This is a genomic window from Cellulomonas sp. GTC20042 (genome assembly GCF_055389595.1).
Window position 1 is genome coordinate 2,573,603 of record NZ_AP043678.1, and the last position, 15,676, is coordinate 2,589,278.

Here is a 15,676-nt window from a genome sequence, read left to right on the forward strand (position 1 = left end):
CGGCAGGTGCCGGGCCCTCGTGCTGATGGTGCCTGCGATCGGGTCACCGTGGCGAGACGAGGAGCAGCACGTCCTCGTCGAACCGGTGCACCGGCACGGTGGTGCGACCGTCGGCGACCGTGGGCACCAGGCGTCCGACGCGGCCGCGGGCCAGGTCGAGCACGGTGACCTGCGCGCCGTCGAGCGCGGCGTCGAGCACCACGCGGGTGGCGACGGGCAGGTAGACCACGATCGTGCCGTCGGCGGCCCGGGCAGCCCGCACGGTGGGGTCCTCCGGCGCGGCGAGCAGGTCCTGGCACGGGACCAGGGGCCGAGGCACGGCCGTCTCGAGCAGCCGGCGCACCGTGCCGACGTCCCAGGCGCCGGGGGCCTGGAGCGCGTCGACCCAGGGCAGCGACTCGTCGAAGCCCTCGCCGAGCGCAGGGTCGGGCGCGTGACCGCGCACGTGCCAGTTCCACACGCCGTGCGCCCCGTAGGACACCCCCGCGTCGGCGCCGGACAGCAGCGAGGACCAGATCGCCCGGCGCACGTCGCGCCGCCCGAACCGCCCGTACAGGTGCCGGCTGTAGCCCATGCCCTCGTAGCACGGCTCGCCGTTGAGGACGGCCTTGTCCGGGTGCTCGCCGGTCAGCAGCGTGCCGAGCCGGTAGGCCTCCGCCTGCCCGTCGCGGTTGTGCCCGGACTGGTACAGCAGCACCTGCACCCGCTCGGCCAGCGCCTCGGGCACGTGGGAGTAGCCGCGCCGCAGGTGCAGCGCCTGCACGCCCTCCGGATCCTCGGCGCGGAGCACGTCGGAGGCCGTGACGTAGTGCGCCACCGTCTCCGGCGCGTCGAGGTCGGAGTCCCCCGCGACCACCCACAGCGGGTGCAGGTCCGCGAAGGTGCGCACCACCAGCCGGGTGTAGTCCTCGACCAGCGCGAGCGGCATCACATCGGTGCCCCGGATCGCGGAGGCCCAGGTGCCGGGCACGTAGTTGCACCACAGCACCACCAGCACCGGCACCATCCCGCGCTCGACGACCTCGGCGCACCGGCGTCGGGCCTGGTCGAAGTAGTGCGCGTCCCAGCCGTCCCAGACCACGCGCCCCTCGGAGTCACGAGCCAGCGGGTCGGCGCCGGTGGGCAGCAGCGTGCGGTCCCACTGCGGCAGCACGTCGATCTGCACGGCGGTGAAGCCCTGCTCGGCGCGCTGGTCGAGGTAGGAGCGCCACTCGTCGTCGGTGGGGTTGGTGAAGGCGCTCCAGGCGGTGTCGGCCAGGTAGAGGAAGGGGCGCCCGCCGCGGAGGAACGCCCCTCCCTCCACCGTCAGGCGATCGTCGTTCACGCCACACCCTGCGCGACCGGGACGGCGTCGCTCACCCGGCGCAGGACCACGTCCTGACCGGCCACGACGGTGCCGCTGACCGCGACCGGGTCCAGCGCGTCCGCGCCCTCGCCGGTGACGACGACCACGGTGGTGGTGTCGTAGCCGGCAGCGGCGACCGCCGCCAGGTCGACCTGCACCACGGTGTCGCCGGCGCGCACGGCCTGGCCGTCGGTGACCAGCGCCTCGAAGTACTCGCCCTGCAGGGCCACGGTGTTGAAGCCGATGTGCACCAGCAGCTCGGTGCCGTCGGCGGCCCGCATCCCGAAGGCGTGGCGGGTCGGGAACACGCTGGTCACCACGCCGTCGACCGGTGCGACCACGCGGCCGTCGCTCGGCAGCACGCCGATGCCCTGGCCGAGGTCGCCCCCGGCGAACATCGCGTCGCCCACCGAGGACAGCGCCACCAGCTCGCCGCTGACCGGGGCCACCAGGTCCTGGTGCGGGGCGTCGGCGTCCACCACCGGGGCGGCGGCCGGGACGTCCGAGGTGATCATGCCGTCGTGGAAGCCGAAGAAGTACGTGACGATCGCGGCGCCGAAGAACGCGATGGCGCAGGCGATCAGGAAGGCGACGAAGCCCTGGCCGATGTAGGCGGGCAGCGTGAGGATCGCGGTGCCGACCAGCGCCGGGGTGCCGGTGCCGGCGGTGGCGACGATCGCACCGGCGATGGCGGAGAACACCGAGCCGATGATGAACGGACGCTTGTACTTGAGCGTGACGCCGTAGATCGCGGGCTCGGTGATGCCGGCGAACACCGCCGACAGGCCGGCCGCGCCGGACAGCGCCTTGAGGTCCTTGTTCTTGGTCTTGAGGAACACGCCGAGGGTCGCGCCGGCCTGGGCCATGTTGTTCGGGCCGGTGATGACGAACAGGGTGTCGCGGCCGTACTGGGCGATGTTGTTGAAGACGATCGGCACGAAGCCGTAGTGCAGGCCGAACAGCACGAACAGCGGCCACAGACCACCGAGGATGAACCCGGCGATCGTGGGGTTGAAGCCGACCAGGGCGGTGTAGCCGCTGGCCAGGACGCTGCCGAGCCAGGTGGTGATCGGGCCGATCACCAGCAGGGTCGCCGGGACCATGATCGCCAGCTCGATCAGCGGGGTGAGGAAGTTCTTGGCGAAGTCCGGCAGCGCCCGGCGCAGCACGCGCTCCAGCCGGGACAGCACGTAGACGGCCACGATGATCGGGATCACCGAGGAGGTGTACGAGGCGAGCTGGACCGGGATCCCGAGGAACTCCAGGTCGGTGCCCGCGCCGTAGGCGGCGACCAGCGTCGGGTACACCAGCGCCGCCGCAAGGCCCATGGCGACGAACTGGTCAGACTTGAACTTCCGGGCGGCGGTGACCGCCAGCAGCATCGGCAGGAAGTAGAAGACGCCGTCGGCGGCCGCGTACAGGATCGTGTACGTCCCCGAGGTGTCCGTCGTCCAGTTCAGCGTGGTCGCCAGGATCAGCAGGCCCTTGAGGATGCCCGCGCCGGCCATGGCGGCGAGCACCGGGGCGAAGATGCCGGAGATCATGTCGACGAAGGCCGCCGCGATGTTGCGGTTCTTGCGCCCACCGCCGGAGTCGCCGGAGTCGTCGCCGGCCTCGGTGATGCCGCCGGTGCGGACCACCGCGGCGTAGACCTCGGGCACCGCGTTGCCGATCACGACCTGCGTCTGTCCGCCGGACTGCAGGACGTTGATCACGCCGCTCAGCTGCTTGAGGCGGGCGACGTCGGCCTTGCCGTCGTCCTTCAGGGTGAACCGCAGCCGGGTGGCGCAGTGCACCAGCGAGTCCACGTTGGACGTGCCGCCGACGCCGGCGAGGACGCCGGACGCGAGGTCGTCGTAGTTCTTGGCCATCTTCTGCTCCCGTTCCCGCGGGTGCGGGCAGGTCGGCGTGGCGGGTGCCACGCGGGAATGCCAGGGACGCCGCCGGCTGCCTCGCCGGAGGGTGTGGCGGATCTGGGCGTCGGGTGTGCCGGGGTCGACGGTCGTCGTCGTCCCTGGTCGGCCGGGGGGACGCGCCCCGGACGGTGATTCCTCCTCGAATCTGCACGTGTGGCGGGAGGTCACCGTCTTCAGGCAATAAAAAAACCCAAGCCCCACATCCTTTGCGCCTCGCAGGTCGTCCTGCGTGCGAGAAAGTCCGTGGAGCCCGGGTTTTGCCTGCTGAGAGTCACAATCCCTGGCTGATGCCGGCGAGCCTGCCGCCGACCTTCATGGTAATGCATTCGGCTCAGGGTGCACAACCCCTGCGCCGGGTGCACCGCACGACGTTTTCCGCCGGGCGGTGCACCCATTCCTGCCTCAGGCGCGCACCCCGAGGGCGCGGGCCTCGACCGCCGCGCGGGCGATCCCCTCGGGGCTGATCCCGAAGTGGTCGAGCAGCCACTCGGCGGACCCGGTGGGCGCGAAGGTGTCCGGGACACCCACGAACCGCACCGGCACCGGGCGGTGCTGCACGACGGCCTCCGCCACCGCCCCGCCGAGACCCGTGGTCAGGGCCTCCTCGACGGTGACGATCGCGCCGGTCTCGGCGGCGGCCGCGACCACCGCGTCGGTGTCCAGCGGCTTGACCGTGGGCATGGACAGCACCCGGGCGCGCACGCCCTGGGCGGCCAGCAGCTCGGCGGCGTCCAGCGTGCGGCCGACCACCGTGCCGGTGGCGATCAGGGTGACGTCCTCGCCCTCGCGCAGGGTGACCGCCCGACCGGGGACGAACTCGTAGCCCTCCGGGTTGACGTCCGGCACGCCCATCCGGGACACCCGCACGTACGCCGGGCCGTCGTGCCGGTGCGCCCAGCGGATCGCCTGGCGGGTCTCCTCCGGGTCGGTCGGCACGATCACGGTCAGCCCGGGGATCGTGCGCAGCCAGCCCAGATCCTCGATCGAGTGGTGGGTCGGGCCGAGCTCGCCGTAGGCCATGCCGGGCGACTGCCCCACCAGCACCAGGTGGTGCGCGGAGTAGGCGGCGTCGACCTTGACCTGCTCCATCGCGCGGGCGGTGAGGAAGCAGGCGGCGGCCGAGACGAACGGGATCTTCCCGCCGTTGGCCAGGCCCGCGCCGACGCCGACCATGTCCTGCTCGGCGATGCCGACGTTCACCAGCCGGTCGCCGAACTGCGCCTGGAACGGGCCGAGCTTGCTGGAGCCGACCGAGTCGTTGACGACCGCGACCACGCGCGGGTCCTCGGCGGCGATCTCCAGCAGGGCCTCGACCCAGGCGTCCCGGCAGTCGCTGGTGGGGCGCTGCGCGTAGGGGGTGACGGTGGTGGTGCTCATCTCATGCCTCCAGCTCGGTCAGCGCGGCGGCGACCTGCTCGGTCGAGGGGACCTTGTGGTGCCAGGCGACGTCGTCCGACATGAAGGACACCGGGTGCCCCTTGACGGTGTGCGCGATCACCGCGGTCGGTCGGCCCGAGGCGGCGGGCACCGCGGCGAACACGTCGAGCAGCGCGGCGTGGTCGTGCCCGTCCACCTCGACGACCTCGAAGTTGAAGGCGCGCAGCTTGTCGGCCAGCGGCTCCAGGTCGTTGGTGTCCGCGACGCGGGCGCCCTGCTGGAGCCGGTTGCGGTCGATCACGACGCACAGCCGGGACAGCCGACGGGTGCCGGCGGTCATCAGGGCCTCCCAGTTGGAGCCCTCCTGCATCTCGCCGTCGCCGAGCACCACGAAGGTGCGGCGCTCCGAGCCGTCGAGCTCACCGGCGATGGCGGTGCCGACCGCGATCGGCAGGCCGTGGCCCAGCGGGCCGGTGGACGCCTCGACCGCGTCGATCTTGGTACGGGCCGGGTGGCCGTTCAGCTGCGACAGCGGCTGCATGAACGTGCTGAGCGACGCCGGGTCGATCAGGCCGGCGGCGGCGAGGGTGCTGTAGAGCGCGGCGGCGGCGTGGCCCTTGGACAGGATCAGCCGGTCGCGCTCGGGGTCGCCGATCCGGGTGGGGTCGACGTTCATCACGCCGAGGTACAGCGTCACCAGGATGTCGGTGACCGAGTACTCGCCGCCGATGTGCCCGAGGCCCGAGGCCCGGACCATGGCGATGTCGCGGCGACGGACCAGCCGGGCCGCCTCGCGCAGGTGCTCGACCACGCGCGCACGGTCCCAGTCGGCGCCGGCCTGCCCGATCACGGGCAGCGTCACGGCGGTGTCGTCGGTGGTGGTCACGCGTCTTCCTCCCTCATGCTGGCGAACAGGACGTCCTGGACGAGCTTCTGCGCGCCCATCGCGTCCTGGCGGTGCTGCGCGGCGCGCAGGTCCTCGATGTCGAGCTCGTCCAGGGCCCGGTGGATCGCCTTGAGGAACCGGATCGAGAGCTTCGCCGCCTCGACGGTGTCCTCACGGAACGGGAACTGGTCGAGCTGCCAGACGCCCTCCCACCCGTTGACCTTCAGGGTGTAGAAGAACTCGAAGACCTCGACCGGGTGCACGGTGCCGACCACCATGTCGTCGTCCCACCCGCGCAGGTTGTCGTTCACGTCCATCGCCCACAGCAGCCCGTGGTCGATCAGCAGCTGCGCCGAGGCCGCCGGCGACTCCCCGCCGAACAGCGCGTGGCCGAAGTCGAGCAGCACGCCCACGTTGTCCACGCCCATGGCCTGGATGCCGAGGATCGTCTTGGCCGCGGAGTCCCAGAACATCTTCTGGCGCGGCTCGCGCGGCTTGTACTCGATCACCATGCGCACGTCCGGGTTGGCCTGCGCCAGCTCGCGCATGCCGGACACCGCGAGGTCCCACTGCTGGTGGTGGTCCACCTGGAACGGGTAGTCCCAGCCGTCCTGACCGGGCCAGACCTTCAGGTACTGCGCGCCCAGCGCCCGCACCACGTCGGCGGCCTCGTTCAGGAACGCCAGCAGGTCGGCCCGCACCTGCGGGTCGGGGTTGGTGAACGCGCCCTTGGCGTACTTGCGCATGTAGATCTCGGGGGTGACGCCGATCGCCTCCAGGCCGTGCTCGGCCAGCGCCGCCTTCACGTCCTCGACGGTGACGCCCTCGGTGAAGGGGTAGGGCACGTCCACCACCGACAGGTCGCCGACCGCACCGGCGCGGGCGATCTGCTCGATCGTGGACACCGCCGGGGCGTAGCCGTCGGTGGCGTAGCGGTCGACGTAGGAGGCGAAGTGCCACAGGCCGGCACCGAAACGCGGGAGAGCAGACATCACACGGTCCTTCCAGGGTTGACGGTCAGTCCGCGCGAGCGGGACACCGCGTCGCGCCACGCAGCGCGGTCGGCGGTCCGCTCGCCCGGGGCGAGCAGGGGTTCCACCCGCGCACCGACCACGGGGTCGGCCACGGGGAGTCCGAGGGTGCGGGCCGCGAGCAGCGCGGCGCCGAGGGCGGAGGCCTCCGGGGCGGTGGCCGGGGCGACCGGACGCCCGAGCAGGTCGGCCTGCCGCTGGACCAGCAGCGCGGAGGCAGTCGCTCCCCCGTCGGCGTGCAGCACGTCGATCCGGGCCCGGCCGTCGGCCTCCACGGCCTCGATCACGTCGGCCACCTGCTGCGCGACCGCGTCCACGGCGGCGCGGGCGATGTCGGCGCGGGTGGTGCCGGCGGTGATCCCGCTGAGCAGGCCGGTGGCCGAGCGGTCCCAGGTCGGGGCGCCGAGCCCGGCGAAGGCCGGCACCAGGTGCACCTGCCCGGGGTGCGTGGCCTGCTCCGCGAGCGCCGCCACCTCGGCCCCTCCGGCGAGGCCCAGCAGCGAGGCGGCCCACTCCAGCGCGGCGCCGGTGGCCAGGATGTTGCCCTCGCGGGCGTAGGTCGGCGTGCCGCCGGTCACCCAGGCGACCGTGGTGGTGACGCCCTCCGGTGCGGGGCCGAGGTCGCCGACCGGGGTCATCACCGAGGAGCCGGTGCCGTAGGTGGCCTTGCCGGTGCCGAGGGCCGCGCAGCCGTGCGCGAGCAGGGCGGCGTGCGAGTCGGCGAGCACCGCCACCACAGGGATGCCGTCCGGGATCCCCGCAGCACCGCGCGTGGCGCCGAAGCCGGCGTCGGAGTGCCGCACCGGCGGCAGGTGCCGCGCGTCGACGCCGAACACGTCGAGCAGGTCGGGGTGCCAGTCCAGGGTCTCCAGGTCCAGCAGCAGCGTGCGCGAGGCGTTGCCGGCCTCGGTGGCGAGCACGCCGGTCAGCCGGTGCACCAGGAACGCGTCCACGGTGCCGAGCACCAGGTCGTCCGGGTCGGCGCCGTCCGCGAGCGCCGCCTCGGCCAGCCACGCCATCTTGGGCGCGGAGTACATCGGGTCGACCGGCAGGCCGGTGCGGCGGCGGACCTCGGCCCGCTGCGTCTCGGTCAGCGCGGCGCAGGTCTCGGCGGTGCGGGCGTCCTGCCAGCCGAGCACCGGGCCGTAGGTGCGACCGGTCGACCGGCTCCACGCGACGACGGACTCGCGCTGGTTGGAGATCGCCAGCGCGACCGGCACCTGCCCGTCGGCGGCGGCGAGCGCCTCGGCGGCGGCGGCGCGGGTGGCCTCCCAGATCTCCTCGGCGTCCTGCTCGACCCAGCCGGGGGCGGGGAACGCGATGCCGACGGGGCGGAAGGCGGTGGCGACGACGGCACGGCGCGCGGGGTCGACCAGCACAGCCTTCGCGTTCGTCGTGCCCTCGTCGAGGGCGAGGACGAGCGGCCCTGCTCGTCCTGCAATCTCTGTCATTGCATATCCATTCGTGCGCGACTTGATACTCATAGCGTAGTGAGGCGGAGGGCCGCGGTCAACGCCCCGGCGAAGCCACCACGCAAACCGGCCACCCGAGCCGCGCGTCCGTGATTCGCTTCGTCAGACATACCCGCACGTTCGACAGGGAGACCGGCATGGGGTGGATCGACAGACTGCTCGGACGGCGCCCCGGCGGCGCACAAGCACCTGAGACCCCGGGTATGCCGCCCGCTACCCGCCACCCGCGTGAGGACGAGGGCGGCTACGCGGTCGTCGATGTCGAGACCACCGGCCTGTCGCCCCGCCAGGACCGCATCGTGTCGATCGCCGTGGTCCAGCTCGACCCGGACGGACGTCCCGGGTACGAGTGGTCCACCCTGATCGACCCGCAGGGTCCGGTGGGAGCCACGCACATCCACGGCATCCACCAGCAGGACGTGATCGGTGCACCGACGTTCGCGCGCATCGTCCCGGATCTCCTGCCTCTTCTGCGGGGTCGCGTGCTGAGCGGCCACAACGTCTCCTTCGACGAGCGGTTCCTCAAGTTCGAGTTCGGCCGGGCCGGGTGGGGCTGGCCGTCGGTCCCGACACTGTGCACCCTCCAGGAGTCGACGCACTTCCTGCCGCAGCTCGACCGGCGCCGGCTGGCCGACTGCTGCTGGGCGGCCGGGGTCGATCTCGTGGACGCCCACTCCGCACTGGGTGACGCACGTGCGACGGCCTCGCTGCTGGCGCACTACCTCGACGGAGGCTCAGGCATCGCCCCCCTCACGGGGCACCGCACCGTGCTCAGCACCGCACGCAGCACCGAGTGGCCGTCACGTCCGGGGACGGGACCCATCGCGAACGCAGACGCCCCACGCCGCGCGCTCTCGGAGCGGGCCCGCACGGTGATCGCCACGACCGACCGGGGTGCCCGTCGATCGCTCTTGGAGACCTTCACGCTCACCGACGCTCTCGACGACGGCGCACCGGAGGGATCGTTGGCCTATCTCGAGATGCTCGCCGGGGTTCTCGAGGACGGACAGATCACCGACGCCGAACGGTCGCACCTGCGCGATCTCGTGGAGGTCTACCGGTTGGACGGCACCGAGGTCACCGCCGCGCACCGCGGATTCGTCCGTGCACTGGTGCGCGAGGCCGTCGAGGACGGCGTCCTCGCACGCGCCGAGCGGGCCGAGCTCACCCACGTCGCCGGACTGCTCGACGTCCCGGACAGCACCCTCAAGGACCTGCTCGACGGAGAAGCCGAGGCACGCCTCGTCCTGCTCTCCGCAGATCTTCCCGCGCTCCCGGCCGGCTGGTCGTCGGGCGAACCCTTCCGCGTGGGTCAGCGGATCGCGTTCACCGGGTGCGAGGGCCAGGGTCGCGGCCGGCTGGAAGCCTTGGCGCAACGGGTCGGCATACGGGTCGGAAACAGCGTCACCGCTCGCACCGTCGCCCTGATCACCGACGAGACCGTCCACGGCACCAAGGCGGCCGCAGCGGCGAGCCTGGGAACGCGCCTGGTGGGACCTGCCGAGTGCGAGGTGCTGCTCACCCACATCCAGCCCCGTCTGGCGCCGGAGCCCCGGGCCTCACGGCCGGTCACGACGCGGCACAGCACGCGACGCCCGCCTGCCGGTGCCGTACCGACCGAACCGTCTGCGATCTCCACGGCCGTTCCGCCGTCGGTGGTGCGTGCCTGGGCTCTGGGCCAGGGAATCGACGTCGGTGTCCGTGGGCGCCTCTCCGCGGATGTCTGGGAGGCCTACGCGGCGTCGCACTGACGCGCCACCCGGCGAGGGTCCCGCGTGCTGGCTACGCTCGCGAGCGACGCCCGCCGCGTCGTCGCGTCGGACCGAGGAGGAACGATGTCCCTGCTGCGCGTGCACAACCTGTCGATCTCGCTGGACGGCTTCGCCACCGGGGAGGGGCTGACCTTCGATCAGCCCTTCGGGCACGCCGGCCAGCGGCTGCACCAGTGGATGTTCGCCACCCGGTTCTGGCACGAGATGGTCGGCGAGCCCGGCGGCAGCACCGGCGTGGACCACGCGATGGCCCGGCGGACGGACGACGGCATCGGTGCCGAGATCATGGGGCGCGGCAAGTTCGGGCCGCAGCACGGGCCGTGGACCGACCTCGGCAGCCCGCAGGAGTGGCAGGGCTGGTGGGGGCCGGAGCCGCCGTTCCACTCCCCCGTCTTCGTGCTGACGCACCACCCGCGGCCCTCGATCGAGATGGCCGGCGGCACCACCTTCCACTTCGTCGACGTCGACCCCGCGGAGGCGCTGACCCTGGCGCAGGCGGCGGCCGGCGACCTCGACGTGCGGCTCGGCGGCGGGCCGACCACCGTGCGCGCGTTCCTGGCGGCCGACCTGGTGGACCTGCTGCACGTGGTGCAGGTGCCGGTGCTGCTCGGGCGGGGCGTGCGGCTGTGGGACGGGCTGGAGGCGCTGGAGGAGCGGTTCGCGATCGAGGCGGTGTCGACGCCGAGCGGGGTGACGCACCTGACCGGCGTGCGGCGCGGGCGGGCCGGGCTCGCGGGCTGACCGGGCGGGCGCGCGCGAGCGGTCAGGACTGGCCGGCGAGCTCCACCAGGTCGGACAGGTCGCTCATGCCGAGCACCTCCACCGTGACCACCGTGGCACCGGCGGCCGGCGCCTGGTAGCCGATGTCGGCGAGCGTCAGCCCGGGCGGCAGGGCGACCTGCTGGGCGCTGGTCACCACCACGATCACCCCGGCGGTCGTGCCGATCGCGACCCGGCCGTAGCCGTTCGCCCCGTAGTCGCTCAGCCCGTACCGCTCCCCGTAGGCGCCGATCCATGCGGCGAGCGCGGCCTCGGGGTCCAGGTCGACCTGGAACGCCGCCCGCGCCAGCGCCGGCTGGTCGACCGCGTCGCCGAACCCCCACCGCGAGGCGGTCTCGTCGTGCCCGAGCGGGGTCGCCGCGACCGGGGCGTCCAGCACCTGCTCGGCCGCCAACTCGTCGACGTGCGGCGCGGGCCCGCGCACCAGCCGCACCATCGCGACGCCCTCCAGCACCGACACCGCGAGCACCAGCAGCACCACCGGCACCACCCAGGGCCAGCGGCGGCGGCGCACGGGGGCGACCGGGTACGGGTTCACGGCCCCGACGCTAGGGCACGGCGGCGCGCTGCGGGGCGGGTTCGGGCCGACGTCCTCCGCGCGGAGCAGCGACGGCGATCCCCGCACGTGCCCGCCCCACCCGGCGGGTAGCCTGCGTCCAGCACCCGCGCACCCCACCAGCACCGGAGCGAGCGATGCCCACCCCTGACACCGCCGGCACGAGCACCCCGCCGGCCACCGGCCCCACCCCCGTGACGCCCCGGGTCCCCACCCGCGGCGACCACTGGGACAGCCCGGCGGTCCCCCGCTGGCTGCCGCGCGCGCTGGTGATGGCCGCCGCCACGGTGATCGTCGCGATCCTGGTGTGGAACGCCGCCGGGATGCTCGGCAACGTCATGATGATCGTGATCGTCTCCTGGTTCGTCGCCCTGGCGATGGAGCCGGCGATCCTCTGGCTCGGGCGCCACCGCATCCGGCGCGCCCCCGCCACCGGCCTGGTGATGCTGGGCGTCGCGGTGGCCGTCGGCGGCGTGCTGACCCTGCTCGGCGGGCTGTTCGTCAACCAGCTGGTCGACCTGGTGCAGTCGATCCCCGGCTACTACAACGATCTGCGCCAGATGGCCGACGAGCGCTTCGAGCTCGACCTGCCGGCGAGCAGCGAGCTGCTGGGGCGTCTCGGCGACTACGCGGACGACCTGGCCCCCGGGATCGTCGGGGTCGGCACTTCGATCGTCGGCGGGGTGTTCAACTTCACCGCGATCCTGCTGGTCGTCTACTACATGGCCAGCGCCGGCCCGCGGTTCCGCGCCGCGGTCTGCCGCTACCTGGCGCCGCACCGTCAGCGCGAGGTGCTGCGGGTGTGGGAGGTCTCGCAGGACAAGGTCGCCGGGTTCATCAACTCGCGCCTCGCCCTGGCGGCGATCTGCGTCGCCGCCACCTACGTCTTCCTCCAGGTGCTCGGCATCCCCTACGCGCTGCCGCTGGCGGTGTTCACCGGCCTGGTGTCGCAGTTCGTGCCCACGATCGGCACGTACATCGGCGGCGCGCTGCCGGTGCTGCTGGCGCTGGCGGTCGACCCGGTCAAGGCGCTGATCGTGCTGGCGTTCATCGTGGCATACCAGCAGGTGGAGAACCTGCTGCTCACGCCGAAGATCTCCCAGCGGTCGCTGGAGCTGAACCCGGCGGTGTCGTTCCTGTCGGTGCTGGGGTTCGGCGCGGTGTTCGGGGCGCTCGGCGCGTTCCTGTCGCTGCCGGTGGTGGCCACGATCCAGGCGGTGTCCTCCACCTACCTGCGCCGGCACGAGCTCGTCGACCCGACGCTGCTGGCGGAGGAGACACCGCGCCGCAAGGGCGGCGAGGACAAGGCGGGCGCGGAGGACAAGGCCGGTGCGAAGGCCGAGGACGAGACCGCGACGGACGCGGAGACCCCGGCCACCCCTCAGGCGTAGAACAGCCGCTCCACCACCGTCCGCGCCCGGCGGGACACCCGCAGGTAGGTCTCCTCGACCTCGGCCGCCGAGCCGGAAGGGTGGCCCAGCACCGCCGCGAGCCCGGCCATCACCTGACGGTCGTGCGGCAGCACGTCGGCCTGCGCCCCGCCGGTGCGCCCGGTCCACAGCACCAGCGCGTCGCGCAGCCGGGACGCGAGGTCCCACGCCTCGGTCAGCACCGCGACGTCCTCGGCGTCCACCAGCCCCGCCTCGGCGGCGGCCGCGAGCGCGTCCAGCGTCGAGGTGGTGCGCAGGGCGGGCACCGCGTGCGCGTGCTGGAGCTGGAGCAGCTGGGCGGTCCACTCCACGTCGGAGATCCCGCCGCGCCCGAGCTTGAGGTGCCGGGCCGGGTCGACGCCGCGCGGCAGCCGCTCGGACTCCACACGGGCCTTGATCCGCCGGATCTCCCGCACCGCCGCCTGGTCCAGCCCACCCGCCGGGTAGCGCAGCGGGTCGACCAGCGCGAGGAACCGCTCCCCCAGCGCCTCGTCGCCGGCCACCGGGCGGGCGCGCAGCAGCGCCTGGCTCTCCCAGACCACCGCCCAGCGCGCGTAGTACTCGGCGTAGGCGTCGAAGGAGCGGACCAGCGGGCCGTTGCGCCCCTCCGGCCGCAGGTCGGCGTCCACCTCCAGCACCGGCTCCGGGCCGACCGCGCCGAGCAGCGCGCGCAGCCGGGTGGCGACGCCGGTGGCGAACTCCTGGGCCAGCACGTGATCGGCCCCGGGCAGCGGGTCGTGCACGAACAGCACGTCGGCGTCCGAGGAGTAGCCCATCTCCCGCCCGCCGAGGCGGCCCATCGCCACCACCAGCAGCGCGGTCGGGTCGGCGTCCAGGCCGCGGTCCACCCGCTCCTCCCAGGCGGCCACCCGCAGCGCGCCGGCCAGCAGCACGTCGGCGGTGACGGTGAGGCTGCGCGAGGCGCGGGTGCCGGTGACCACGCCGAGCACGTCGGCGGCGGCGGTGCGGGCCAGCTCACGCCGCCGCAGCGCGCGCAGGGCGGTGAGAGCAGGCACCGGCTCGGACGCCCGGGTGAGGATCGCGTCGGCCTCGGCGGCCAGCCGCTCCTGGCTGCGTGGCTCCAGCTCGGCGTCGTCGTCCAGCCACACCACCGACTCGGGCGAGCGGGCCAGCGCGTCGGCCACGTAGCGGGAGGTGGACAGCGCCCGGGCGAGCCGCTGGGCGGCGGTGCCCGAGTCCCGCAGCAGCTTGAGGTACCAGTGGGTGCCGCCGAGCGACTCGGACAGCCGCCGGAACGCGAGCAGGCCGCCGTCCGGGTCCGGCCCGTCGGCGAACCAGCCGATCATCACCGGCAGCAGCTGGCGCTGGATCGACGCGCGGCGGGACACCCCCTCGGTGAGCGCCGCGATGTGCCGCACCGCCCCGGCAGGGTCCCGGTAGCCGATCGCCGCCAGCCGCTCGCGCGCCGCCTCCGGCGCCAGGCTGATCTCCTCGGCGGACAGCTGCGCGGTGGCCGGCAGCAGCGGGCGGTAGAACAGCTCCTCGTGCAGGTGGCGCACCTCGCGCCGCACCTGCCGCCACCGGTCCAGCAGCCCCTCGGCGCCCTCGGCGCGCATCCCGACCGACCGGGCCAGCCGGCGCAGGTCGGGCTCCGCGGTGGGCATCAGGTGGGTGCGGCGCAGCCGGTGCAGCTGGATCCGGTGCTCGATCGCCCGCAGGAACCGGTAGCAGACCGCGAGCTGGCCGGCGTGCTCCCGACCCACGTACCCGCCCGCCGACAGCGCCGCGAGCGCGGTCAGGGTGTTGCCGCTGCGGATCGTGTCGTCGGAGCGCCCGTGCACCAGCTGGAGCAGCTGGACGGTGAACTCGACGTCGCGCAGCCCGCCGACACCGAGCTTGATCTGCCGGTCCGCCTCCGCCGCCGGCACGTTCTGCTCCACCCGCCGACGCATCGCCTGGGAGTCCGGCACGAAGTTCTCGCGCTGCACCGCCTGCCACACCATCGGGTTCGTCGCCGCCACGTAGGCGTCGCCGAGGTCGCGGTCGCCGGCCAGCGGGCGGCCCTTGAGCAGGGCCTGGAACTCCCAGGTGCGCGCCCAGCGCTCGTAGTACGCACGGTGCGAGGACAACGTGCGCACCAGGGGGCCGTCCTTGCCCTCCGGCCGCAGGGCGGCGTCCACCGGCCACAGGGCAGGCTCACCGGAGGGACCGCCGCAGGCACGTGCCAGCCCGGACGCCAGCCGCGCCCCCGCCGCCAGCGCCTCCCCCTCGTCGGTGCCCTCGACCGGCTCGGCGACGTAGACCACGTCCACGTCGCTGACGTAGTTGAGCTCGCGCCCGCCGGTCTTGCCCATGCCGATCACCGCGAGCCGCACACCCGAGCCGTGGTCGTCCAGATCGGCCCGCGCCAGCGCCAGCCCCGCCTCCAGGGCCGCCGCCGCCAGGTCCGCGAGCGCCGCCGCCACCCCCGGCAGCCGGGTCAGCGGCTCGCCGGAGCACAGATCCGTGGCCGCGATCCGCAGCAGCCGGCGCCGGTACGCGCGCCGCATGGCGTCGATCCCGTCCGTGCCGGTGGTCGTCGCCACCGGGACGTCGGCGGCAGGGTCGGCGCCCACCGCGCGCAGCAGCTCGGCGCGGACCTCCTCGACGGGAACGCCGGTGCCGGAGGTCTCGTCGACCACCACGTCCAGGTGCGCGGGGTGCGCGGCCAGGTCGTCACCAAGGGCCACCGAGGCGCCGACCAGCGCGAGCAGCCGCTGCCGGGGGGCGGCGTCGGCGGCGAGCACGTCGGCGAGCAGCCTGCGGCGGGCCGGGTCCTCGGCCACCGCGCCGGCGACCTTGGCCAGCGCGAGCAGGGCCTGGTCCGGGTCGGCGGTGTCCGCGAGCGCCGGCAGCAGCGCCTCCGGCTCGGGCAGCACGGCGAGCAGGGCGGCGTCGGCGAGCATCCGCTCCGCGCGGGCGGCGTCCTCGAAGCCCGCGCGGGTCAGCCGTCCGGCGAGGGTCCCCCCGCGGGGCCGCCCGCGCTGGGGGTCGCCGGGCAGTCCGCTGCTGGGGTTCGTGCTGCTCACCCGGCCCACGCTACCGAGCACGGGCGCGGGCGGGCGCGGGGTGTCCATCCCTGCGCAGGTCCGCCGCATGCGACGAGGTCGG

At 73.9% G+C, this 15,676-nt stretch carries 11 protein-coding genes; 3 read left to right on the forward strand and 8 right to left on the reverse strand.

What is annotated here, in order from left to right; all coding sequences use genetic code 11:
• Positions 1–43 precede the first annotated feature (43 nt).
• The 6 genes from ACZ5HG_RS11965 to ACZ5HG_RS11990 form a co-directional block, all read right to left on the reverse strand.
• Positions 44–1,324 (reverse strand): glycoside hydrolase family 140 protein, encoded by a 1,281-nt coding sequence (locus ACZ5HG_RS11965; protein ID WP_464176513.1) that lies wholly within the window; start codon positions 1,322–1,324, stop codon positions 44–46.
• Positions 1,321–3,267, reverse strand: coding sequence for a beta-glucoside-specific PTS transporter subunit IIABC (locus ACZ5HG_RS11970; protein ID WP_464176515.1), 1,947 nt, complete (start codon positions 3,265–3,267; stop codon positions 1,321–1,323). The genes ACZ5HG_RS11965 and ACZ5HG_RS11970 overlap by 4 nt, the downstream gene beginning before the upstream one ends.
• A gap of 396 nt (positions 3,268–3,663) precedes the next feature.
• Positions 3,664–4,638: a transketolase family protein gene (locus tag ACZ5HG_RS11975; protein WP_464176517.1), complete on the reverse strand. Its 975-nt coding sequence runs from the start codon at positions 4,636–4,638 to the stop codon at positions 3,664–3,666.
• A gap of 1 nt (position 4,639) precedes the next feature.
• Positions 4,640–5,524, reverse strand: a complete 885-nt coding sequence (locus ACZ5HG_RS11980) for a transketolase (RefSeq protein WP_464176519.1) — start codon at positions 5,522–5,524, stop codon at positions 4,640–4,642.
• The gene (locus tag ACZ5HG_RS11985) at positions 5,521–6,516 is read right to left on the reverse strand and encodes a sugar phosphate isomerase/epimerase family protein (RefSeq protein ID WP_464176521.1); all 996 of its coding nucleotides are present in this window, start codon (positions 6,514–6,516) and stop codon (positions 5,521–5,523) included. The genes ACZ5HG_RS11980 and ACZ5HG_RS11985 overlap by 4 nt, the downstream gene beginning before the upstream one ends.
• Complete coding sequence (locus ACZ5HG_RS11990; RefSeq protein ID WP_464176523.1) at positions 6,516–8,006, reverse strand: FGGY family carbohydrate kinase; 1,491 nt, start codon at positions 8,004–8,006, stop codon at positions 6,516–6,518. The genes ACZ5HG_RS11985 and ACZ5HG_RS11990 overlap by 1 nt, the downstream gene beginning before the upstream one ends.
• A 158-nt stretch (positions 8,007–8,164) precedes the next feature.
• On the opposite strand from ACZ5HG_RS11990, the gene ACZ5HG_RS11995 reads away from it, so the two are divergent.
• Together ACZ5HG_RS11995 and ACZ5HG_RS12000 are read left to right on the forward strand one after the other, a co-directional pair.
• Positions 8,165–9,778, forward strand: a complete 1,614-nt coding sequence (locus tag ACZ5HG_RS11995) for an exonuclease domain-containing protein (protein WP_464176525.1) — start codon at positions 8,165–8,167, stop codon at positions 9,776–9,778.
• Positions 9,779–9,862: 84 nt separating this feature from the next.
• Complete coding sequence (locus ACZ5HG_RS12000) at positions 9,863–10,540, forward strand: dihydrofolate reductase family protein (protein ID WP_464176527.1); 678 nt, start codon at positions 9,863–9,865, stop codon at positions 10,538–10,540.
• Positions 10,541–10,562: 22 nt separating this feature from the next.
• On the opposite strand, the gene ACZ5HG_RS12005 is transcribed toward ACZ5HG_RS12000, so the two are convergent.
• Positions 10,563–11,117, reverse strand: a complete 555-nt coding sequence (locus ACZ5HG_RS12005) for a hypothetical protein (RefSeq protein ID WP_464176529.1) — start codon at positions 11,115–11,117, stop codon at positions 10,563–10,565.
• Positions 11,118–11,272: 155 nt separating this feature from the next.
• On the opposite strand from ACZ5HG_RS12005, the gene ACZ5HG_RS12010 reads away from it, so the two are divergent.
• A complete protein-coding gene (locus tag ACZ5HG_RS12010; protein WP_464176531.1) occupies positions 11,273–12,526 on the forward strand; it encodes an AI-2E family transporter in 1,254 nt (417 codons plus the stop codon).
• Here ACZ5HG_RS12010 and ACZ5HG_RS12015 read toward each other — a convergent pair.
• Entirely contained in the window at positions 12,517–15,594 is a 3,078-nt protein-coding gene (locus ACZ5HG_RS12015) for a bifunctional [glutamine synthetase] adenylyltransferase/[glutamine synthetase]-adenylyl-L-tyrosine phosphorylase (protein ID WP_464176533.1), read from the reverse strand. The two genes, ACZ5HG_RS12010 and ACZ5HG_RS12015, sit on opposite strands and share 10 nt — an antisense overlap.
• Positions 15,595–15,676 lie beyond the last annotated feature (82 nt).

Bases quoted from the DNA above. Each gene is read 5' to 3' on its own strand.
- ACZ5HG_RS11990 (WP_464176523.1), bottom strand. From the start codon at position 8,006: ATGACAGAGATTGCAGGACGAGCAGGGCCGCTCGTCCTCGCCCTCGAC.
- ACZ5HG_RS11985 (WP_464176521.1), bottom strand. From the start codon at position 6,516: ATGTCTGCTCTCCCGCGTTTCGGTGCCGGCCTGTGGCACTTCGCCTCC.
- ACZ5HG_RS12010 (WP_464176531.1), top strand. From the start codon at position 11,273: ATGCCCACCCCTGACACCGCCGGCACGAGCACCCCGCCGGCCACCGGC.
- ACZ5HG_RS11975 (WP_464176517.1), bottom strand. From the start codon at position 4,638: ATGAGCACCACCACCGTCACCCCCTACGCGCAGCGCCCCACCAGCGAC.
- ACZ5HG_RS12000 (WP_464176527.1), top strand. From the start codon at position 9,863: ATGTCCCTGCTGCGCGTGCACAACCTGTCGATCTCGCTGGACGGCTTC.
- ACZ5HG_RS11995 (WP_464176525.1), top strand. From the start codon at position 8,165: ATGGGGTGGATCGACAGACTGCTCGGACGGCGCCCCGGCGGCGCACAA.